The organism is Leucobacter sp. NPDC015123, assembly GCF_043080205.1.
Lineage (GTDB): Bacteria > Actinomycetota > Actinomycetes > Actinomycetales > Microbacteriaceae > Leucobacter > Leucobacter aridicollis_A.
Genome location: NZ_JBIBVH010000002.1, coordinates 400,154 through 419,313 on the forward strand (window position 1 = coordinate 400,154; position 19,160 = coordinate 419,313).

General features: G+C 64.0%; 20 protein-coding genes. 4 read left to right on the forward strand and 16 right to left on the reverse strand.

Annotation, left to right across the window (positions count from 1 at the left end):
* Nucleotides 1-23: 23 nt before the first annotated feature.
* On the forward strand, nucleotides 24-929 hold the full coding sequence (locus ACF07D_RS05605; RefSeq protein ID WP_391504218.1) for a LysR family transcriptional regulator ArgP: 906 nt from the start codon (nucleotides 24-26) through the stop codon (nucleotides 927-929).
* Between the two features lie 65 nt (nucleotides 930-994).
* On the forward strand, nucleotides 995-1,570 hold the full coding sequence (locus ACF07D_RS05610; protein ID WP_119282726.1) for a nitroreductase family protein: 576 nt from the start codon (nucleotides 995-997) through the stop codon (nucleotides 1,568-1,570).
* A gap of 42 nt (nucleotides 1,571-1,612) precedes the next feature.
* Here ACF07D_RS05610 and ACF07D_RS05615 read toward each other — a convergent pair whose 3' ends face one another.
* The 10 genes from ACF07D_RS05615 to ACF07D_RS05660 all read right to left on the reverse strand — a co-directional run bounded on the left by ACF07D_RS05615 (nucleotide 1,613) and on the right by ACF07D_RS05660 (nucleotide 10,332).
* Nucleotides 1,613-2,032 (reverse strand): hypothetical protein, encoded by a 420-nt coding sequence (locus tag ACF07D_RS05615; protein ID WP_119282725.1) that lies wholly within the window; start codon nucleotides 2,030-2,032, stop codon nucleotides 1,613-1,615.
* A 2-nt stretch (nucleotides 2,033-2,034) separates the two neighbouring features.
* On the reverse strand, nucleotides 2,035-2,817 hold the full coding sequence (locus tag ACF07D_RS05620) for a uroporphyrinogen-III synthase (RefSeq protein ID WP_119282724.1): 783 nt from the start codon (nucleotides 2,815-2,817) through the stop codon (nucleotides 2,035-2,037).
* Between the two features lie 203 nt (nucleotides 2,818-3,020).
* The gene (locus tag ACF07D_RS05625) at nucleotides 3,021-3,287 is read right to left on the reverse strand and encodes a DUF3618 domain-containing protein (protein WP_119282723.1); all 267 of its coding nucleotides are present in this window, start codon (nucleotides 3,285-3,287) and stop codon (nucleotides 3,021-3,023) included.
* Nucleotides 3,284-3,745, reverse strand: coding sequence for a phage holin family protein (locus ACF07D_RS05630; RefSeq protein WP_119282722.1), 462 nt, complete (start codon nucleotides 3,743-3,745; stop codon nucleotides 3,284-3,286). The genes ACF07D_RS05625 and ACF07D_RS05630 overlap by 4 nt, the downstream gene beginning before the upstream one ends.
* Complete coding sequence (locus tag ACF07D_RS05635) at nucleotides 3,742-4,047, reverse strand: YtxH domain-containing protein (protein WP_391504219.1); 306 nt, start codon at nucleotides 4,045-4,047, stop codon at nucleotides 3,742-3,744. Before ACF07D_RS05635 ends, ACF07D_RS05630 begins: the two co-directional genes overlap by 4 nt.
* 112 nt (nucleotides 4,048-4,159) lie before the next feature.
* Nucleotides 4,160-5,536, reverse strand: a complete 1,377-nt coding sequence (locus ACF07D_RS05640; RefSeq protein WP_391504220.1) for a hypothetical protein — start codon at nucleotides 5,534-5,536, stop codon at nucleotides 4,160-4,162.
* Entirely contained in the window at nucleotides 5,533-6,741 is a 1,209-nt protein-coding gene (locus ACF07D_RS05645; protein ID WP_391504221.1) for a CPBP family intramembrane glutamic endopeptidase, read from the reverse strand. Before ACF07D_RS05645 ends, ACF07D_RS05640 begins: the two co-directional genes overlap by 4 nt.
* Before the next feature lie 11 nt (nucleotides 6,742-6,752).
* Nucleotides 6,753-8,138, reverse strand: a complete 1,386-nt coding sequence (locus ACF07D_RS05650) for a glycine--tRNA ligase (RefSeq protein ID WP_391504222.1) — start codon at nucleotides 8,136-8,138, stop codon at nucleotides 6,753-6,755.
* A 231-nt stretch (nucleotides 8,139-8,369) separates the two neighbouring features.
* Complete coding sequence (locus ACF07D_RS05655) at nucleotides 8,370-9,305, reverse strand: 2-hydroxyacid dehydrogenase (RefSeq protein WP_391504223.1); 936 nt, start codon at nucleotides 9,303-9,305, stop codon at nucleotides 8,370-8,372.
* 70 nt (nucleotides 9,306-9,375) lie between these two features.
* The gene (locus ACF07D_RS05660) at nucleotides 9,376-10,332 is read right to left on the reverse strand and encodes an alpha/beta hydrolase (protein WP_255808478.1); all 957 of its coding nucleotides are present in this window, start codon (nucleotides 10,330-10,332) and stop codon (nucleotides 9,376-9,378) included.
* Nucleotides 10,333-10,372: 40 nt separating this feature from the next.
* Here ACF07D_RS05660 and ACF07D_RS05665 point away from each other — a divergent pair, with 40 nt between their 5' ends.
* The gene (locus ACF07D_RS05665) at nucleotides 10,373-11,257 is read left to right on the forward strand and encodes an alpha/beta hydrolase (protein ID WP_119282716.1); all 885 of its coding nucleotides are present in this window, start codon (nucleotides 10,373-10,375) and stop codon (nucleotides 11,255-11,257) included.
* Between the two features lie 25 nt (nucleotides 11,258-11,282).
* Here the strand turns inward: ACF07D_RS05665 and ACF07D_RS05670 are convergent, their stop codons facing one another.
* Genes ACF07D_RS05670 through ACF07D_RS05690 form a run of 5 tightly spaced genes read right to left on the reverse strand, consistent with a single transcriptional unit; the run spans nucleotide 11,283 to nucleotide 17,056 of the window.
* Nucleotides 11,283-12,791, reverse strand: coding sequence for a sugar ABC transporter ATP-binding protein (locus ACF07D_RS05670; protein WP_391504224.1), 1,509 nt, complete (start codon nucleotides 12,789-12,791; stop codon nucleotides 11,283-11,285).
* Complete coding sequence (locus tag ACF07D_RS05675) at nucleotides 12,788-13,762, reverse strand: ABC transporter permease (protein ID WP_391504225.1); 975 nt, start codon at nucleotides 13,760-13,762, stop codon at nucleotides 12,788-12,790. Before ACF07D_RS05675 ends, ACF07D_RS05670 begins: the two co-directional genes overlap by 4 nt.
* 26 nt (nucleotides 13,763-13,788) lie before the next feature.
* Nucleotides 13,789-14,868: an ABC transporter permease gene (locus tag ACF07D_RS05680; RefSeq protein WP_391504226.1), complete on the reverse strand. Its 1,080-nt coding sequence runs from the start codon at nucleotides 14,866-14,868 to the stop codon at nucleotides 13,789-13,791.
* Complete coding sequence (locus ACF07D_RS05685; protein ID WP_391504227.1) at nucleotides 14,865-15,956, reverse strand: mandelate racemase/muconate lactonizing enzyme family protein; 1,092 nt, start codon at nucleotides 15,954-15,956, stop codon at nucleotides 14,865-14,867. Before ACF07D_RS05685 ends, ACF07D_RS05680 begins: the two co-directional genes overlap by 4 nt.
* 38 nt (nucleotides 15,957-15,994) lie before the next feature.
* Nucleotides 15,995-17,056: a sugar ABC transporter substrate-binding protein gene (locus tag ACF07D_RS05690; RefSeq protein ID WP_391504228.1), complete on the reverse strand. Its 1,062-nt coding sequence runs from the start codon at nucleotides 17,054-17,056 to the stop codon at nucleotides 15,995-15,997.
* 138 nt (nucleotides 17,057-17,194) lie between these two features.
* Here ACF07D_RS05690 and ACF07D_RS05695 point away from each other — a divergent pair, with 138 nt between their 5' ends.
* On the forward strand, nucleotides 17,195-17,872 hold the full coding sequence (locus tag ACF07D_RS05695) for a GntR family transcriptional regulator (RefSeq protein WP_391504229.1): 678 nt from the start codon (nucleotides 17,195-17,197) through the stop codon (nucleotides 17,870-17,872).
* Here ACF07D_RS05695 and ACF07D_RS05700 read toward each other — a convergent pair.
* Nucleotides 17,869-19,077, reverse strand: coding sequence for an MFS transporter (locus ACF07D_RS05700; protein ID WP_391504357.1), 1,209 nt, complete (start codon nucleotides 19,075-19,077; stop codon nucleotides 17,869-17,871). The genes ACF07D_RS05695 and ACF07D_RS05700 overlap by 4 nt on opposite strands.
* Nucleotides 19,078-19,160: the final 83 nt, after the last annotated feature.

The window sequence follows — 19,160 nt, forward strand, 5'->3', positions numbered from 1 at the left end:
TAAGCTGTACTTAATATAGGGGTGTGGACCTTCCGATCGAACACCTCCGCACCCTCGCAGCCGTCATCGACGAGGGCTCTCTCGAGGGCGCGGCGCGGGCGCTGCACGTTTCACCCTCAGCGGTGAGCCAACGGGTTCGCAGCATGGAGGAGCGGGTTGGCACCGTCCTGCTCCTACGCACACGACCCGTCACCACGACAGCCGCTGGGGCAACCCTGCTTCGGGCAGCACGCCAGGTCTCCCGGGTCATCGACGACGCAGCAACGGAGCTCGACGAGAGCAGCACCCGAGGGTCGCTCGTCAAGCTCGTCATCAACGCAGATTCGCTCGCGACCTGGTTCGTCCCAGCGCTCGCCAGGGCAGCCGCGGCTACTGGGGCGCGCTTCGAGGTGCTGCGGGCAGACGAAACCGTCTCGACCGAGAAGCTCCGAAGCGGCGAGGTCATGGCTGCGCTCACGTCGACGGCTGAAGCGGTGCCCGGGTGCGTCTCTGAGCTCATCGGCGTCGATAGGTATTACGCGGTCGCTTCGCCCGGGTTTATTGCAGCTCACCTTCCGAATGGCCTCACCAAAGCCGCGCTCGAGCGCGCACCGATGGTGGAGTTCGACAGGCACGACATGTTCCAACAGCGGTTCCTCTCGAACCTCGGTCACGTCGAAATCGCGCCTCCGCGCCACTACGTGCCTTCCTCCGCCGAGTTTGCGACCGCCGTCGAACTCGGTATGGGGTGGGGCATGCTGCCGCGCCTCCAGTGCGCCCCGCAGCTCGCGACGGGAGCGCTCGTTGAGCTCGCACCAGACGAGCCTCTCGACCTCCCGCTGTACTGGCAGCGGTGGAACCTCAGATCGCCCGTCCTCGACAAGCTCTCGGCGATCATTGCCGACGAGGCCAAGCAGGCACTGAACTTCGCGAAGGCGGAATACAGCTAACGCCTTGGGCGTTCATTCAATCTGGCGAGGGAATACCCCCGCGATTCGTTTCACCCAGGAGATTCATGTCTGCGAAGCACGCAACTACAAGCGCACCGATTCTGAGCACCCTCACGGAGCGTTGGAGCCCTCGCGCGTTCGATAGCGACCACTCGCTACCCGAGAACGCACTGTTGAGCGCATTCGAGGCCGCTCGTTGGTCGCCAAGCGCGAACAACTCTCAGCCCTGGCGATTCATCGTTGCTCGCCGCGGCACCGAGTCCTTCGCCAAGATCGAGGCCACCCTCGCAGGGTTCAACTCAGCGTGGGCCGGCGCGGCATCTGCCCTCGTTGTGAACCTTGCTGTTGTCAAGAATGAGGCTGGCGAACCGCAGCGTTGGGCCGAGTACGACCTCGGTCAGGCAGTCGCGCACCTCTCGGTGCAGGCGCACAGCGAGGGTCTCTATGTGCACCAGATGGGTGGCTTTGATGCCGCGAAGATCAGCGAGGTGTTCGGCCTCGGTGACGACCTGCACGCGGTTTCGGTCATGACGATCGGCAAGCTCGGGCTGCCCGAGCAGCTCGCAGAGCCCCTCAAGGAGCGCGAACTCGCGCCGCGTTCGCGCCTAGAGGTCGATGATCTCATCATCGTGAACGACTAACACGCTCACGCCGCTTCACACGGCGCTAGAGGCCGGGGCCACCTACTCGGTGGTTTCGGCCTCGTAGGCCTCGCCGTCGAGCCGCAGCGCCCGCACGAGGTCGGCCGCGTGCACCGTCGAAATTATGACACGCGAGAAGGTATCAAACTCTCCGACCCAGCCACGGTTCTCGTCGGCCCCCTCAGGCACGTCGAGATCGATCACGACTGCCTCGCGTCCCCTCCGGGCAAGCAGAAAATCCCTACCTCCGCGCGTGCGCCAGGTCCCGTACGCCAGGCCGCGTGGAAGTCCCGCGCCGGGCGAGCGGATTCCGCGGATCCACACCCAGGGATCCTCAGTGATCACTGCCGAGCGGATCGCAGCGCGGTCGAGCACGACATCGCGCCTACGCAGAGCAACTGTCTTCTCAGCGGCAGTCAGCCGGATGATGACCCGGTCTGCGTGAACCTCAACCCGAGCCATCGCTAGTCCAGCATGTCGCTGTGGTCGATTGCAGACTCAACGGCTTCGATGATCGCATCGATCTCTGCCTGGCGATCTCCACGAGCGCCCGCGAGTTCAAGCTCCGCAGCGGCAGCGACGGTACTCTCGCCGACGCAGACAACGAGCGTGTCTGCAGGAAGCTGCGGGAACTGCTTGCGCACTTCCTCAGCGATCTTCGCGGAGGCGACGAGGATCGCGTTGATGCGCCCCGAGTCGATATCTTCGCGGATGTGCACCGAAGCCGGGACCCCGATGGTGCGGAATGCGAGAACCTGAGTGACGTCGTGGCCACGCTCGATGAGCCCAGTGGTGAGCACCGGCGTCGCAACGTCTGACCGGAGGGTGAGCACGCGCAACACCTCGCCCGAGTCGATCTCAGTCCATTCCTTCAGCAGCTGAAACGTTGTGTTGTTGTCTTCGTCTGGTGTGAGCGTGACGGGATAACCGGCCTCACGGAAGGCGACGGCAGTTGCCTCTCCAACGATGGCGACTTTCGTCCGCTCATGGAACACCGCACTGTGGTGCTTGAGCACGTCAGCGACCGTCGCACTCGTCGCCGTCATCCAATCAAATTCACCGGCTTCGAGGTCCTTCAGAGCCTCGACAAGCTTGTCTTCTTCGCTCGTATGCGAGAAGTCCACGAGCGGGGCGATAACCGTCTGAGCGCCACGATCACGCAGCGCCTGCGAGACAAGGTCACCCCAGATCCCACCGCGTGGAACAAGCACACGGAGGCCGCCGAGCAGCTTAGCCTGATCCGACATACACCCCACATCACTCGAAACGAACAAGAATCGCGCAATGGCGACTTCTTAAAAACACGACCCCGGCAGAGTCGTGTGTTCACCTATTCTCGCTCTGCGCCGGGCAAGACGCAAAACCGAGGGCCTGATCCAGCCGATTGCAACCGAGCTGTTACGCACGCATTCGCGCGGGCCGGTAACATTCGACCCGCCCCTGGCGGCGGCTACGACCTGAAATTGCGCCCCGCTCGCTTCGCTATCGCCCACACAATAACTCCAGCTGTGGCCGCAACCGCAACAACTCCAGCAACGAATACGAGCGGCCGCTCCCTCCGTTCTTCGCGAACGCGCAGACTGACTCGCTCGGTCGCATCGTCGATGCGCTTTGCGTAGTTCAACCTGTCACTGAGCTGCCCCAGCGTGTCGTAGAGCTCGGCGCGGGCTGCGTCGGCCTCCGCGATGCCGAGTTGCCTGCGTTCCTGCGGATTCATCGCTGGCCTCCCTGGGGATTCGCACCGTAGGCGGTGTCAGTTGTGTGCCCCGGCTTCGCGTCGGCGTTGAAGCGCACGTCGGAGAGCGCCGCCACGTCGTTTCCGACACGATCAAGTGTCTGCTCGGGAACCGGGTTTCCCCGCTGGATGAGCTTGAACCCGGCAAAGAGCGCTGCGGCCGCGAGCAACAACAGCCCGGCTGCCACCACAAGCGCGGCGAGCCACCACGGCCAGACGAGCGCGAGCGCCGCAATCGCCGCAATCACGAGTGCCTGCAGCATGAAGAAGATGAAGAACAGCGCCACAGCAACACCAGCCGCACCGATTCCCGCCTTCTTCGCGGCGCCAATCGCTTCCTGCTTCGCGTTGTTGTACTCAATCTTGGCGAGCGAGACTATCTGCTGCGGCAGGCGCGCAAGGAGCTCAAACGTCCCGGCCTCATCGCGTTTGCGACTCATGCCGGCGTCTCCCCCTGGGCGTCAACTGCCCGGGGCCCCCGCGACTCTGGTGAAGGCGCGTCGCGATTTGGCTGGGTAGCCGCGACGAACGCAGACTTCGCTGCGCGCGATGCGGCGGCCTTGACGCCCTGGACTTGGTCGTTGACCGAACCCTTCACTGCTGTCACGCCCTGTTGCACGAGCGGCGTCTCCCAGACCGCAATCGCTCCGCGCTTGATCTGCTCGTAGCGGGCGCGACCAGCGCGGGTGCCCAACACGTATCCGACTGCGGCTCCGATAACGAAACCTACTTTGCCTCTCATGCACTGCCTCCCGAGCGTCGTGTCCCCAGCCTACTCTTCACCGCCGGGACCAAATACATTCCTGTTTCGAGATATACAGCCTACGCTGCGAGCATCTCAAAGACCACAGGCGTTATTCAGCGATACCTGTCAGCTTCCTCCGCAGGCGCACTGCCGCAGGCCTGAGTTCGGCGAGAGCGGCACCAAGTGAGCCCCCGTGGATATCCTCACCTGCGAGGAGCAGGGTGGGATACTCTCGACTCACTGCCTCGCGCGCCTCGCGACGTGCATCCCGCTCCGCATCAGTAGCGAACGGAGCTGCAAGCGTTGTGTGCGGCACGGTCGCCTCAGGCATCAATTGCACGCCAAGCTTCGCGACAGCCTCCGCGACAGGGGCCTGTCCGTTGGTACCCAGAGGCTCGGCTGGTCCGGTGAGCCGCAGCACTGCATCTCCGTCAGCGTCGGAGGTCAGTCGGGCTGCCCAGGGGTCGCCGGCAGCCGAAACGATCACCGCCAGGGCGTCCGTTCCCGCAGCGACCCCGGATGGAAGCCCCTGAATGCGGGTTTCGGCATATTGACGTGTCTTCGTTGGCCGGGCTTCCGCGAGGAGAGAGTGCAGGGAGGTGCGGGGGGCGTCAGTGACGATCTGCTCATCACGTGGCCACGCGACAGCGGCCTCCTGAGCACCGTCCGAAGCAGTTGCCTCGACAGCGTCGAGCTCACCGATCACCGCATCGAACCGCTGAGTCGTGCCGCTATCGTCAGTGACGGCCCATCGACCGTCTGATTCGCGCACACAGGCCGCCACCTCGCCAGCAAAGTGCTCCGCTCCAAACAGCCGGAGTCGCTCAACAAGGAGTTCCCCGAACCGTGGCCAGCCGCCATGAGGCTCAACGATCTGTTCACGTGAAGTGTGCTCGTCGAACTGGAGTTCGGCAGCGCCGCTGAGCGATCCTGCCCGGGTGAGCGCCTCGTTGAGGCCAGGCTCGACGAGTGCCGGCTCGGACCGGTGCGACTGCACCCCGAACCCCTCAACGACGAATGGCTCCACGAGAATCTCGCGCGCATTGCTCCCGAGACGCGAGTCAACAAGCGCACCGAAGTTGTGCTCCTTGCCGATGGTGAGGACAGGCTTCAGCCTGTCGAGATATGCCCGCAACGCGCCGCCAGTGCCAAGCAGCGCCATGCACGCCTTCGCGAGAGGCACCGGGGGTATTCCCCAGACTGAGCGCGCCGGGCTCGCGGCCCAGCCCCCTCCACGCGTGCGAAGCATCACGTTGGCGGCCTCGATCAGTCGCGGCGCTGCCTCAGGATTCGCTGCTCCATCTGCAGCGAGTGGCGCAGCGACCTCGTCGAGCAACGCAGAAACCTCGCCGCCGGCGTGCCGCACCGGGATCTCGGGCAGCCTGACTACCGGGTCGACAATCACTACCGTGACGCCGACCTCGGCGAGGTCGAGCGCGGCGGCAAATGCTGAGATGCCGCCGCCGAGCAGGAGCACCCGACTCACGCGGCGCCCGCCCCACCATTCGCGACCGGCGCCGCGCGCCAGACACGGTCAATCCGCTCGCGACCGTAGCCGTGCTTCTTGAAGATGCGCACGACGAGCCAGGCGAACAGGGCGAGGCCCGCGATCTCGCCGATGACTGATTCGATGCCGCCCGAGCTCTCGACCTGCCCAGTGCTGCCGCTCAGACCCGCCGACATGAAGCCAAACGCCGCAATATTGTTGATGATGTGAATCGCGATGGCGGCCTCGAGGCCGCCAGTCTTCCACGTCAGCCAGGCGGCAGTCAGACCCATCAGACCAACTGCCAGTAGGCCCCAGATGTCGTAGATGTGCATCGCAGCGAAGGCGAACGTTGAGAGCCCAATTGCGAGCCACGGCGATCGCATCCATGAACCGAGTACCTGCAGGAAAAGCCCCCTGAAGACGACTTCCTCGGCCGCGGCCTGGAACGGCACAAGGAGCAACACGAGGGCGAACGAGATCAGTGCAGCCGTCGCGTTAAACTCTGGCGCCTCGGCGGCGATAGGCTCAGCCGTCGGGTTGGCGACAAAGCTCTCAATCGCAAGTCCAAACAGGATTCCGACGCCGTTCATCACGATCACGCCGAGCACCGCGGCGGCAGTCGTGCGCCACAGGAGCCCCCACCGGATCCGCCCGGCAACAGACCACACCCTGCCGACGGGCCTGACCCCAAGCGCAAGCATCGCGAGCAGCACAGCCGGGATCATGAGCGCGACGGTGCCGAGGTTCAGCAGGATCGACAGTGGGTGCTGCGTGTCAAGGATCGGCGCGATCTGCATGAAGAGCGCATCGTTCACGTAGTCGGGGTCGAATGCAAGAAGCAGTGGCATCAGCGCGAGCGAGTACGCGATGTTCATCGCAAAGTAGATGCTTGCTGCAAGGACAAGCACGACCAGCGGTTTCCACCAGGCGTAGCGCGGGGCGCCGCGATAGAGCCGGTGGTACTCAAGCGGCTCGGTCTCAACCTCAACAAACTGCGGCTGCTGTTGCGCCCACGCCCACTGTGGGGAGACCGCAGGAGTACCGGCCTGCGGGTACTGCCCCTGTTGCGGGTACGGCGCGTATTGAGGGTGCGGCACGTGAACGTCAGGGTGAGTCGGCGCCGGGACTGGCGTCGACTCACCCTGGGGCTCAGCCCCTCCGGTGCTTGGCGTGTGACCGTCGATCGGTGGGGGTTGCGTCATGGTTATCCCTGTTACGCGCCGCGAAGACGCTCTGCGAGGTAGGCGTGGAGCTCGGCGCGGGGCACGCGCTCCTGCTGCATGGTGTCGCGCTCGCGCACGGTCACAGCGTCGTCGTCGAGCGAGTCGAAGTCGACAGTGACGCAGAACGGAGTACCGATCTCGTCCTGGCGACGGTAGCGGCGACCGATCGCCCCCGAATCGTCGAAGTCGATGTTCCAGTCCTCGCGAAGATCCTGTGCGATCTCCCGCGCGAGCGGCGACAACTTCTCGTTGCGGCTGAGGGGCAGCACGGCAGCCTTCACGGGCGCGAGGCGCGGATCGAGTGCAAGCATCGTGCGGGTGTCGGTGCCACCCTTCGCGTTCGGCACCTCCTCTTCGCGGTAGGCGTCAACGAGGAAGGCCATGAGCGAGCGTGTGAGGCCTGCGGCAGGCTCGATCACGTACGGGGTGTAGCGCTCGTTCTTCGTCTGGTCAAAGAAGCTGAGGTCCTTGCCCGAGTGCTCCGAGTGCGTGGTGAGGTCGAAGTTCGTGCGGTTTGCGATGCCTTCGAGCTCGCCCCACTCGCTGCCCTGGAAGCCGAAGCGGTACTCGATGTCAGCAGTGCGCTTCGAGTAGTGCGACAGCTTTTCTTTCGGGTGGTCGTAGAAGCGCAGGTTCTCGGCATCGATGCCGAGGTCGACGTACCAGTTCATCCGCTCGTTCATCCAGTACTCCTGCCACTCGTCATCAGTGCCAGGCTCGACGAAGAACTCCATCTCCATCTGCTCGAACTCGCGGGTTCGGAAAATGAAGTTTCCGGGGGTGATCTCGTTGCGGAAGCTCTTGCCGATCTGGCCGATGCCGAAGGGGGGCTTCATTCGCGCAGACTGCAGCACGTTCGCGAAGTTCACGAAGATACCCTGCGCGGTCTCGGGGCGAAGGTAGTGCAGCCCCGCCTCGTCATCAACAGGCCCGAGGTACGTCTTCAGCAGGCCCGAGAATGCGCGGGGCTCAGTGAACTGGCCGCGCGTGCCGCAGGCGACACAGACGATCTCAGAGAGGCCGTCTTTGGGTTCGCGGCCCTTCTTCTCCTCGAACTCCTCGATGAGGTGATCCTCGCGGTAACGCTTGTGGCAGTTCAGGCACTCGACGAGCGGATCGCTGAAGACCTCGACGTGACCCGATGCTTCCCAGACGCGCTTCGGAAGGATGACGCTCGAGTCGATGCCGACGACGTCGTCGCGACGCTGAACCATCGCCTTCCACCACTGGCGCTTGATGTTCTCTTTGAGAGCGGTTCCTAGCGGACCATAGTCCCACGCTGAGCGCGACCCACCGTAGATCTCACCTGCTTGGAAAACGAAGCCGCGGTGGCGGGCGAGAGAGATGACCTTATCGAGGCGGGACTGTTCAGCCATGTGTGTATTCACTCCAAGGGGCAGACGGGGATCTTGGTTCGTGTCGGGCGCCGACAGGCGCGCACGGACCCCTCCATCCTAGCCCTCGACGTGTGAGTTCGACTGGGCATCACGCTTTCCCTGACGTGCCTGCCGGAGCGCCCCTCGTACCGTAGCCGGAATGCAGGTGCAGCCCCACGGTCGAGACTGTCGGCGACGTGGGGCTGCACCGGAAAAGCGATTCAGTGCCTGTCAGCCACCCAAAACGATGTTCTCGGGGCGTTCCCCGGCACGAAGCTTTGAGATCTGCCTTGAGATCAGGGAGACCATGCGAGGCATCATCGCGGTCGAATCCCCTCCCGCGTGCGGCGTGATGAGGGCGTTCGGTAGTGACCACAGCGGGTGGTCGTCCGGGAGTGGCTCAGGGTCGGTGACGTCAAGCGCAGCTCGAAGGCGTCCCTTGGTGAGTTCTGCGACGAGATCGTCAGTCACGACGAGGGGCCCACGGCCGACGTTCACGATGAGCGCGTCATCGGGCAGCGCCGCGAGAGCGGCGGCGTCGAACAGCCCTCGTGTCTCGTCGCTGAGCGGCAGACCCAGGATCAGCACCTCCGTCTGTGGCAGGAGTGTGTGCAACTCGTCGAGGCCGTGAACGTGCACGGTCTCCCCAGCAAGGTTTTGCTCGTCACGTGCGGACCGCGCGAGCCGTGTGATCTTCGTCTCAAAGCCAGCGAGTCGGGCTTCGATCGCCTTGCCAACACCGCCGTAGCCCACGATGAGCACGTTGCGATCTGCGAGGCTCGGGAAGGTCTGCAGCTCCCACTTGCCCTCAAGCCCGTCGCGAATGAATCGTGGCAGCCCGCGCTGTGAGGCGATCGCGAGCCCGACAGCGAGCTCAGCCGTGGCCGCCTCGTGCACCGAGGTCGCGTTCGCGAGCGTGTAGCCGCTCGGCAAGAACTTCTCGATGCCGTTGTAACCGATCGACTGCCACTGGATCAGCTGAGTCGAGACTTCCGCGACGTTGGCGAGCCTGCGAATGCCACCCCAGTATGGCGGCACAATGATGTCGATATGGGGTCGGGGAGCCGGGCCTTCAAGGTCCCATTCGACGATGTCGACGCCGTCGATCTCTCCAATCGCCTCACGCAGTCCCGGATCAGTCGGCAGTGACACAACGAAATCGCTCATTTCCCCAGTCTAGGGGCGCGGTGTGCTTCCCCGCTGCTCGGGTCTCGCGTGATCCGAATCGTGGCCGCGGCTAGGGCCCCAGGGTCGCCCGCAGCTCGCTCACGAAGTGCGCCATCGTTGCGGCCGCCTGCTCTCTTGCGCTGGCGGATTCTTCCGGCCGATTCAGGTAGCCGTGCACGGTGCCGGCTTCGATCGTCTCCGTCACGGTAACTCCCGCGGCCCGCAGTTGATCGGCGAATTCTTCGCCAGACGCGCGCAGCTCGTCGGCGTCGGCGTTGACAATGATTGTGGGAGGGAGAAGCGCGAGCCTCGCTGCGGGCAGCTCACCCGCGACAAGGGCGCCAGCGTCCCTCCCCTCACTTCCGAGGTAGAAGTCGTACATCTCGGCGATGCGATCCGCGCGGAACCGCCGCGCCTCAGGCAATGCTGCGACGGCGTCGGCAAGCTGCGGATCGACGCGCTGCGTGCGGTGCAGTGTCGGATACTCAAGGAGCAGGGCCGCCGCCGCGCGCTCGGGGGCCGTCTCAGCCTGCGCAAGCGTCGCGAGGGTCGCGAGATGGGCGCCGGCGCTCGCCCCTCCGACGACGAGCGGGCCGCCGTATTCCGCCCCAGCCCAGGCAACGACGGCGGCGACGTCGTTCGCCGGTGCTGGCGCCTTCACTGTTTCGCTCGCGAGCACGTAATCGACAGAGATGACTCGCAGACCAGCCGCCGCGAAACTGCGCGCCACCCAGTCGGCCTCTGGCCAGTCGAGCGTGCCCCGGATAAACGAGCCGCCGTGCGCCCAGACAAGCGTCGCCCAGGGCTCGGCGTCGCCCGCGGGCTCATAGCCGCGTACCGGAACCCGATCAGAACCGATGCGATTGATTCCACCGTCGGGGGCGGGCCCCGGCCCCGCGACTTCGAAGGACGTGACGCTCACACGACTCACAAGTTCATCTCCTTCAGCTTCGCTCGGCACGCACGCCGACAGCATGAGCATCGCCGCAAGCACGAGCGGTGCAGCCCGGAGCAACGATCGCCGCATTCCCACAGTATATTTGCGCCCGGTGCGCAAGAATGGAGCCATGAACGACCAGCACTCCCCCGGACGCCGCGACTTCACCTACACCGATGAACACGGCATCGAGATCAGCGCATACGCGTGGCTGCCCGATCCCGAACGGCAGCCTGAGCCTGTCGGCGCCGTGCAGATCTCACACGGCATTGGCGAGCACGCCCTGCGCTACGACAGCTTCGCGCGTTTCCTCGCGCGAGCGGGGCTTGCCGTGTACGCGAACGACCACCGCGGTCACGGCGAGACCGGCCGCCGCCAGCATGACGGCGACCTCGCGCTTCTCGGCAAGCTCGGACCGGGCGGCCTTCGCGCAGCAGAGGGGGTCATTCGGCAGCTCACTGGCATCATTCGGTCCGAGCACCCCGGACTGCGAGTCGCTCAGTTCGGTCATTCGTGGGGCTCGCTCATGACCCAGCGAATTCTCAACGATGCGCCCCGGCAGTGGGACGCCGTCGTGCTCTCGGGGAGCGCCTATCGGACGCCGCGGTTCATGGAGAGCGGGAATCTCAATGCCATGTGGGCGGACGCAGACGGGGCGAACGGCTTCGAGTGGTTGAGCCGCGACCCAGAAACGGCCGCCGCGTTCATCGCGGATCCCCTGTGCTTCGAGGCGAACGTCTTGAAGCTGTTCGGAGTCAGCGACGGACTGAGGCTATTCGGCACCCCTGGCGCCGGCCTCGCCGTCGACGTCCCGCTGCTCATCGTCTCTGGAAGTGACGACCCGCTCAGTCGCGCCGACGGGTTGCGTCGCCTCGCCGACGCCTACCGCGCCCGAGGCGTGCGCGACGTGGCACTCAAGGTGTACCCGGGCGCCCGTCACGAACTCCTCAACGAGACGAACCGCGACGCGGTCTACACAGACCTCGCGACCTGGCTGCTCGAACACCTCGAATAGTCGTTCGAGGCCGCAGCCACCAAGCTCAGACGCTTCGGTGAATGTGCGCCATGACCGCGGCGCTCATCGTGTCGTAGTCGTGGTCGTTGGTGACCTCACCCCGCACAATGAATTCATCCATCACGACAATGCGGTCGGCGAGCGTCACGATCTCTGCAAGGTCGCTCGAAATGACGAGCAACGCGATCCCCTCGTCAGCCAGGCGCCAGATGAGTTCATAGAAGGCGCTCTTCGTCCGCACGTCGATGCCAACTGTCGGCTCGTCAATGATGAGGATCTCTGTTTCGGCGGCGAGCCACTTGGAGAGCGACACTTTCTGTTGGTTGCCACCTGAGAGTTCACCGGCAAGCTGATCCTGCGAAGAAATCTTGATATCAAGTGCTGCAACGTGAGCGTCAGTGACGACACGCTCACGTTTTCCTGAGACGATCCCAAACGCGCCGGACAGGCGCGACCAGATTGTCACCGCGATGTTTCGCGTAATCGACTGCTTGAGGAAGACCCCTTCTTCCTTGCGGTTCTCGGTCACGTAGCCGATTCGGTGCCGCTGGAGCGCTTCCAGCACCGAGCGGATGCGGGCCGGGGTGCCCGAGACGCGAATCTCGCCGGCTGTGATCGTCTCGAGTCCGACGATCGAGCGCGCGAGCTCTGTTCTGCCCGCGCCCACAAGCCCGTACATACCGAGTACTTCGCCCCGATACAGCTCTAGGGATACGTCACGGTGACCCGCCGTGGTGCTGACACCGCGAAGCTCCAACGCGGGAGTGCCGGAGCGATCAATGTCGCGCTGCTTCACATCGAGGGCGGCTAACGAGCGGCCGATCATGCTTGCAATCACCTCGTCACGTGAGGTATCGGCGATTGGCCGCGACTCCATCACCGTCGCGCCGTCGCGCAGCACCGTGACCGAATCGCAGTGCGCAAATACCTCGTCGAGTTTGTGACTGACGAGCACAATCGCGGTGCCGTCGGCGGCGAGCTCATGCAGAACGGTGTACAGCCGCTCGGACTCATCGACGCTCAACGAAGCCGTCGGCTCGTCAAGCAGCAACACCTTCGCGTGGCGATGCAACCCTCGAGCGATTTCTACGAGCTGAGTCTGCGCTGCCGAGAGATCACGCATAGGAGTGCGGGGGTCGATCTCGACTCGCAGCAGAGCGAGGCAGCGCTCCGCTTCTCGCCACACGGCGCCCCAATCGATTCGACCAAATCGACTCGGCATATGCGAGAGCACGATGTTCTCGCCGACGGTGAACTCACGAATCACATTGCGTTCCTGGTGGACGACACCCACGCCAGCTTCCATCGCCTCGAGCGGCGTCGCGAACGTCGTTGCATTGCCGCCAAGGATCAGTTCGCCAGAGTCGGCCGGCTGCACGCCAGTGACGATCTTGATGAGCGTCGACTTCCCTGCCCCGTTCTCGCCCATGAGCGCGTGGATCGACCCTGATTTGACAGTAAGTGTTGCGTCGGCGATGGCAACAACACCCGGAAAGCTTTTGCGGAGGTTTCGTACCTCAAGTGCTGCTGTCATCGTCCTGCCTCCACGAGTGCTGCCTCCGCGCGTTTCGCTCGGATTTCAAGTCCACGTTTGCCTGCGCGCGCCTCTCGCAGCCTGCCAAGCGCGACGGTGCCGAGCACGACCGCGCCGACAACGAAGTTCACCGCCGCCGCATCAAATTTGAAGATCGGGCTTGCAGAGTCGACGAGTCGCACAATCATTGCGGCAAACACGGTTCCGAGCACCGCCACCGAGCCACCCGCAAGCGCCACGCCTCCGATGATTGGCGCCGCAAAGCTCGAAAGCATCCAGTCCCCTCCGACAGTGGTGTTGACCCCTGGCAAGAACGAGAAGCTCACAAAGGCGGCAACTCCACAGAGCAAGCCAGACAGCGCGTGCGCGGTAATGACCGACCGATCAGTCGAGATACCCGCGAGCTGGGCACCGGCGGGGTTGCCTCCGCTGGCGAGCAGCTGCCTGCCAGTCACCGTCTGGCTGAAGAACACCGCAACAGCAATTGCGACAAGCACCGTGAGCACGAAGATGCTCGGGATCCCGAGAATGTCAGAACGCCCAAACGCTGCGACCTCAGGCCACGCCTTGCGCGAGATAGTGCTCGTCCCCACGAGCGCGTACTGCACGCCGATGAGGATCTGGGACATCGCGAGCGTCACAATGAAGCCATTGATTCGTGTTCCGACGACAAGCAGACCGTTCGTGAGACCAAGGAGTGCTCCGGTCAGCACTGCCGAGAGCGCGCCAATCCAGGCCGGCACTCCCCACGCGGTGATCATCACGCCAGACAGGCAGGCAGCGACGCCGCCGATCGCGCCAACCGCCAGGTTGAGTTGTCCGACGCACAGGGTCACCATTTGAGCGAGGCCGATGAGGATCGGCACACTCACGAAGCGGAAGAAGCTTGTGAGGGATACGGGCCCGAAGAATTGACCCGCCGTGGCAAATGCGAGAAAGGCGGCGCCTGCGACAACAACGCCGATCAGCATGAGATTGTTGGTACTGACTATGCGTTTCACTGGGTGACCTCCGATGATGTGCGCGCCGACGTTGGCGCTTGGGTCCGAGGGTTGGAGCGCCGGCGTCCGTTCGCCAATAGCTCGCGGAGCCGATCGGTAGACAATGCGATGATCAGGATCGCGCCGAGCAACACGTTGAGCGTCTCGAGGCCGACCCCGAAGAGCTCGAGCCCTTTTCGAATCACTGAGGTGAGCGTGATGCCTAGGACGGTTCCGACGATCGATACGGCTCCGCCAGCAAGCAGCGTGCCGCCAAGGATTGGGCCGAGGAAGGACGGCAGCATGAACTCTCCGCCAATTCCAGGCGTGAATGACCCGGTGCTTGCGCCAAGCAGGCACCCGGCGAGGGCTGCGAGCAGCCCTGATAACGCGTGCACGAGCACGACACGACGCCCGGTAGGCACTCCCGAGAGTTCAGCGGCGCGATCGTTGCTGCCTGTCATCAGTACCTCGCGGCCGAGCCGGGTGAGAGCGTAGAACCACCAGACTGCGGCGGCTGCAAGGAGCGCGGGAAGCACGATAAGCGGCACCGCGTTCGATCCGCACACTCCTGCCAGGCACACATCCGCAAAGGTCCCCCGGCCAAGCGCCTCGATCCCCGCGGGTTTCGACGTGAAGGCGTTTCCGGTGCTCCACGCTTTGTACAGCGTCGGGATGAGCCCCATTAGGCTGAAGCTGAGCGCAAGCGTCACGATGAATGAGTTCACCCCCGTGCGTGCGATGATCCATCCAGCCATCGCGCCAACAGCCGCACCCGCCGCACATCCGAGGAGCAGCCCGACAGCGAGCGGCATTCCAAACATGTCGAACGAGGCTCCTGCGACAAGCGCACCGATGCCAGCGAGCTGCCCGACCGCGATATTCATGTGCCCAATCGACAGTGCGGCCATCTGGGCGAGCCCAACGACCGCAAAGATCGAGATCGAGGTGAGCAAAGGCGCGATCACGAACGGTCCGTTGAGAAACGAGGGGTTCAAGAACGCAAACAGCGCGACGAGCGCCACGATGAGCACGAGGATCGCTGGCCTCGGTGAATGCAGCTCTGCCCGTGCGAGACGTTTCAACGAGGCGGTCATGCGACAGTCCTGTCTGAGATCGCGTCTTCGTCCCAGTCGATCCCGAGCCCGATCGTCTCGGGGGCAAGCGCCCGACCATCCACGATCTCCATCTGCGTGCGAGTGATCGCTCGGAGCTGCGGAATGTGCTCAACGTACCGCCCATTTGGAACCGCCGCCGCGAGGCTAACGTGAAGCTCCATGAGAAAGTGCGGGCACACATCCACGTTGTGTGTTTCGGCGAGGTGCGCAACCTTCAACCAGGGGGTGATTCCCCCGACCCTTGCGACATCGACCTGAACGATGCCCGCTGCCCCACGCACCAGGTACTCCCTAAACTGTGAGGCCGAGTACATCGACTCGCCGACCGCGATTGGAGTTGCAGTTGACGCGACAAGGCGACGGTGCCCTTCAATGTCGTCCGCCGGAAGTGGCTCCTCAATCCAGGCAAGGTCGAGCCCGTCGAACAGCCGCGCCCGCCTGATGGCTTCGGCTGCGGTCATAGATTGGTTCGCGTCGACCATGATGTCGAAACCGCTTCCGACTGCCTCGCGCACGGCACGCAGTCGTTCGAGATCCTCTGATCCAGTCGGCTTGCCGATTTTGAGTTTCACCCCGGACAGGCCTGCCGCTTTCGACGCAAGCGCGCCCTCGACGAGCGTTTCTGTCGGCAGGTGCAGCCAACCGCCTTCCGTGTCGTAGAGCGGAACGTCTCGCCGTGATCCTCCGGCAAGCCGCCAGAGTGGCAGCCCCGCTCGCTGCGCCCCGATATCCCACATTGCCGTATCAACCGCAGCCAGCGCGAGCGACGTGATCGCCCCAGTCGTGGTGGCGCGTGTCGCTGAGTACAGCGCAAACCAGACGGCTTCGATCCTGTCCGCGTCCAGCCCGATGAGTCGCGGCACGAGGTGGTCACGCAGCATCGACAGCACCGCGCGACCCCCCGTCCCGATGGTGTAGGAGTATCCAAGACCAGTCAGACCATCCGAGGTCTTGACCTCGACAAAGACTGTCTCTTGCTTTTCAAAACTCTGAATCGCATCAGTGCGCTCCGTCTCAACTGCGATGTCGACAAGAAATGCGCGGGCTTCGGTGATTCTGCTGCTCATGGGCTCCCAGGCTCCGTTTCGTACTTGGCGGACAGTGCTCACTTGCAGGTGAGCAGCTCGTCCGTAAACTGCTGCAGCACTGTCTCACCGAACGCGGTGCGCTCGGCGTCATAGCTGTCAACGTTGTCCTTCGTGACGACGAATGATCCGGAGTCGACGATCGCTCCCTGCTCCCGCATCTCGCAAGCACCGCTCGCAAGCTGCCCGAGGACCCAGCTCCCGACATACGCTTGAGCCTCCGGGTTTTGCGCGACGGTGCCGTAGACGGTGCCCTCACGAATGCTGTCGAGGATCGTCCGGTCGTCATCGATCGCGACAAGCCTGATGTCGAGACCTGCCTCGGCAATCGCTTCGGCAGATGCCACTGCCGGGTTGTATGCAGTCGAGACAATAGCTGCGACGTCGTCTCCGTGCGCAGCGATGAGATCCGAGACGGCCTTCTGCGCGGTTGCAAGGTCCGTGTCTACGTCGGTGATGTTCTGCATCAGCGTCACTTTGCCGCCGGTCTCGGCCACCGCACGCTCAACACCGGCGATACGGCGCTGGGTGTTCGAGTCGACGTTGTTGCCTGTCATGTGCACGAGGTTCCCCTCTCCACCGATCGCCTCGATCGCTGCGACGGCTGCCTGGTATGCGGCGAGCTCGGTGTCAGTCGAGAGGCAGAAATCCGCAAGGTTCTCATCGCCTGCTGGGCACGAGCCGATGGATGCCACAGCGAGCCCGGCATCGCTCAGGCGCTGAAACGTTGTGTTGATGTCTGTTGGCGATACGCCGAAGACGCCGAACGCGTTGTAGCCGTTGGCAGCGTATGAGTTGATGACGTCGTTCTGCTTCGTCTGATCCCACTCAGCAGTCTCGTTGAACGTGACATCGCCGAGCCCAAAGTCAGCGACTGCCCGAGCGCCTGCATCGGCCCAGGGTTTGAAGTAGGGGTGGGCTCCGCCTGAGACGAGGGCGACTTTGACCGAACTGAGGTCGGTAGTCGCCTCGCCCGGATTGTCACCGCCTGCACTCGGCGTTGTGCACGCCGCCAAGCTCAGGGCCAGGGCGGCTCCCGCCGCGGCCATGCCCAACCGGGTTGTCGTCTTCGTACTCATCATTGAGCCTCCATCTGTGCAGATTGCGTGTTCGCGGGGACGAACTGCAGATTGATTATTGCATATTTCGAAGATCGTATTTGATCTTCGTTCAAGCTAGACTCTCTGCTACACGCATCAGTTGTCAAGACGAAGGTGAAAATGACCACAATCGATGGTTTGCCAGGGCTCGGTTCCTCGACGCGGGTCATGCTCGCTGACGAGGTCTACGCCGTCATGCAGCAGGCGATCCTCGACGGCACTTTGCCTCCCAACACGCGGGTCAATGCTGGCGAACTCGCCCGCCAGTTCGACGTTTCCCCGACTCCAGTCCGCGAAGCGCTCGCCCGCCTTGAGTCGGATGGCCTCGTCGAAAAGCATGCGCTCAAGGGATACCGCACGAGCGACCTCCTCAATCGCGAACAGCTTCGAGAGATGTTTGAACTCAGACTTCTCCTCGAACCGGGAACAGCCGCACATGCGGCGGCGAGACGTACCCAGGAGCAACTCGACGCGCTCGTCACCGAGATCGACCTCGGTAGACAGGCAGTTGGCACCGACGATGCCTACGCCCTGCTCTCTCAGCACGACGTGCGGCTCCACGACCTCGTGTTTCGCGCGGCAGGCAACGCCACAGCGCTCACCGCATACAACCGCACGCACTGCCACCTGCACACGTACCGTCTCGCGTACACCGGAACCTACGTCCCAGACACCGTCGAGGAGCACGCGCAGATCGTCACAGCGATCGCCGCTGGCGACGCGGCAGCCGCCGAAAGCGCGATGCGGTCACACATTGAAAACTCAGCGACGCGGCTGCTCGTCACCCTCGACTCCTAGCCCCTGCCGCCCTTCCGTGGCATCCAGCGGAGAAACGCCCACGTACCGAACAGCCCGATCACGCCCATCGCCGCCGTCGCGACACCGATTGGGGCGACGGCAGCCATGCCCGAGAACAGCAGAGGCGCTGCGGCGGCACCCGCGCTCGTGAGCGTGCGCCACGAGCCAAGAAACGGTGCGGGATTCTGTTTCGGCGCAAGGTCCGCACCGAGCGTGAGTAGCAGTCCGCTCGAGAGTCCGTTTGCAACTCCGATAGCGGCGGCGAGCGTAACGAACCACACCGCCGCTGAGTCCAAGCCGCCTGTGAGCGAGAGCGTGAGAAACGCAACACTCATGATGAGCATTGACGGCACCACTGCCCACAGCCTGCCGAAGCGATCCATGACCTGGCCACTCGCGTAGAACAGCGCGAAGTCGAGTGCCCCCGAGATGCCGACAACGAGTGAGATCGTCTGGGCATCAAGGCCGATCGCGACGCCCCAGATAGGCAGCACGACCTGACGGGCGGCACGCAGCGCAGAGAGCGTGGACGCTGCGAGGCCGAGCCGGGCGAGCACGGCGCGGAACCTGATCATGGTGCTGAACACCCCATCTTTTGCGCCAGGGGTATCTGGCAAGCTCACACCGGCAGTCGCCTCGCCAGTGACTGGCTCGCGCGCGCCTGCTTCGAACTCGCGCTCCGGGTCTGGGCCGAACCACACGAGCAACACTGTCGCGGCGAGGCACGCAATGAGGAACCAAATGACGGCGCTCTCGTGCCCGCTCGCCCCCAGCAGCAGCGCGCCGACAAACGGCCCGAGGAACATGCCGAAGCGGTAGCTCCCACCGAGCAGCGCGAGCGCCCTAGCGCGGAAGTGGAACGGCACGTGCGTCGCCATGAACGAGTGCCTGGCGAGCCCGAACGCCGCGGCACAGAACCCATTGATAAAGATCGCGAGCGCGAGCACGCCGACGTTCGAGGCGAACGGGAGCATCAGCGCGCCCGCGAGCGCGAGAAAGCCTGAGACCACCATCGCCATACGCTCACCGACCCTCGCGACGAGCCACCCCGCCGGGATGTTTCCGCAGAGCTGCCCGACGACGAGCGCCGATGCGACGAGACCGGAGGTCGCAAGGTCAGCCCCGGCGCGGGTCGCCATCGTGGGAATGAGCGGGATCAGCGCGCCTTGCCCGAGCGCGAACAGCAGTGTCGGCCCGTAGATCATTGGGGCGAGCCGCAGCAGAAACTTCGCGATCGGTTCAGCCACGACGGTTCCTGTTCATTCTCTTCACCTTACTCCTGCGTAAC

Bases quoted from the DNA above. Each gene is read 5' to 3' on its own strand.
- ACF07D_RS05610 (WP_119282726.1), top strand. From the start codon at position 995: ATGTCTGCGAAGCACGCAACTACAAGCGCACCGATTCTGAGCACCCTC.
- ACF07D_RS05615 (WP_119282725.1), bottom strand. From the start codon at position 2,032: ATGGCTCGGGTTGAGGTTCACGCAGACCGGGTCATCATCCGGCTGACT.
- ACF07D_RS05620 (WP_119282724.1), bottom strand. From the start codon at position 2,817: ATGTCGGATCAGGCTAAGCTGCTCGGCGGCCTCCGTGTGCTTGTTCCA.
- ACF07D_RS05625 (WP_119282723.1), bottom strand. From the start codon at position 3,287: ATGAATCCGCAGGAACGCAGGCAACTCGGCATCGCGGAGGCCGACGCA.
- ACF07D_RS05630 (WP_119282722.1), bottom strand. From the start codon at position 3,745: ATGAGTCGCAAACGCGATGAGGCCGGGACGTTTGAGCTCCTTGCGCGC.
- ACF07D_RS05635 (WP_391504219.1), bottom strand. From the start codon at position 4,047: ATGAGAGGCAAAGTAGGTTTCGTTATCGGAGCCGCAGTCGGATACGTG.
- ACF07D_RS05645 (WP_391504221.1), bottom strand. From the start codon at position 6,741: ATGACGCAACCCCCACCGATCGACGGTCACACGCCAAGCACCGGAGGG.
- ACF07D_RS05650 (WP_391504222.1), bottom strand. From the start codon at position 8,138: ATGGCTGAACAGTCCCGCCTCGATAAGGTCATCTCTCTCGCCCGCCAC.
- ACF07D_RS05655 (WP_391504223.1), bottom strand. From the start codon at position 9,305: ATGAGCGATTTCGTTGTGTCACTGCCGACTGATCCGGGACTGCGTGAG.
- ACF07D_RS05660 (WP_255808478.1), bottom strand. From the start codon at position 10,332: ATGCGGCGATCGTTGCTCCGGGCTGCACCGCTCGTGCTTGCGGCGATG.
- ACF07D_RS05665 (WP_119282716.1), top strand. From the start codon at position 10,373: ATGAACGACCAGCACTCCCCCGGACGCCGCGACTTCACCTACACCGAT.
- ACF07D_RS05670 (WP_391504224.1), bottom strand. From the start codon at position 12,791: ATGACAGCAGCACTTGAGGTACGAAACCTCCGCAAAAGCTTTCCGGGT.
- ACF07D_RS05675 (WP_391504225.1), bottom strand. From the start codon at position 13,762: ATGCTGATCGGCGTTGTTGTCGCAGGCGCCGCCTTTCTCGCATTTGCC.
- ACF07D_RS05680 (WP_391504226.1), bottom strand. From the start codon at position 14,868: ATGACCGCCTCGTTGAAACGTCTCGCACGGGCAGAGCTGCATTCACCG.
- ACF07D_RS05685 (WP_391504227.1), bottom strand. From the start codon at position 15,956: ATGAGCAGCAGAATCACCGAAGCCCGCGCATTTCTTGTCGACATCGCA.
- ACF07D_RS05690 (WP_391504228.1), bottom strand. From the start codon at position 17,056: ATGATGAGTACGAAGACGACAACCCGGTTGGGCATGGCCGCGGCGGGA.
- ACF07D_RS05695 (WP_391504229.1), top strand. From the start codon at position 17,195: ATGACCACAATCGATGGTTTGCCAGGGCTCGGTTCCTCGACGCGGGTC.
- ACF07D_RS05700 (WP_391504357.1), bottom strand. From the start codon at position 19,077: ATGATCTACGGGCCGACACTGCTGTTCGCGCTCGGGCAAGGCGCGCTG.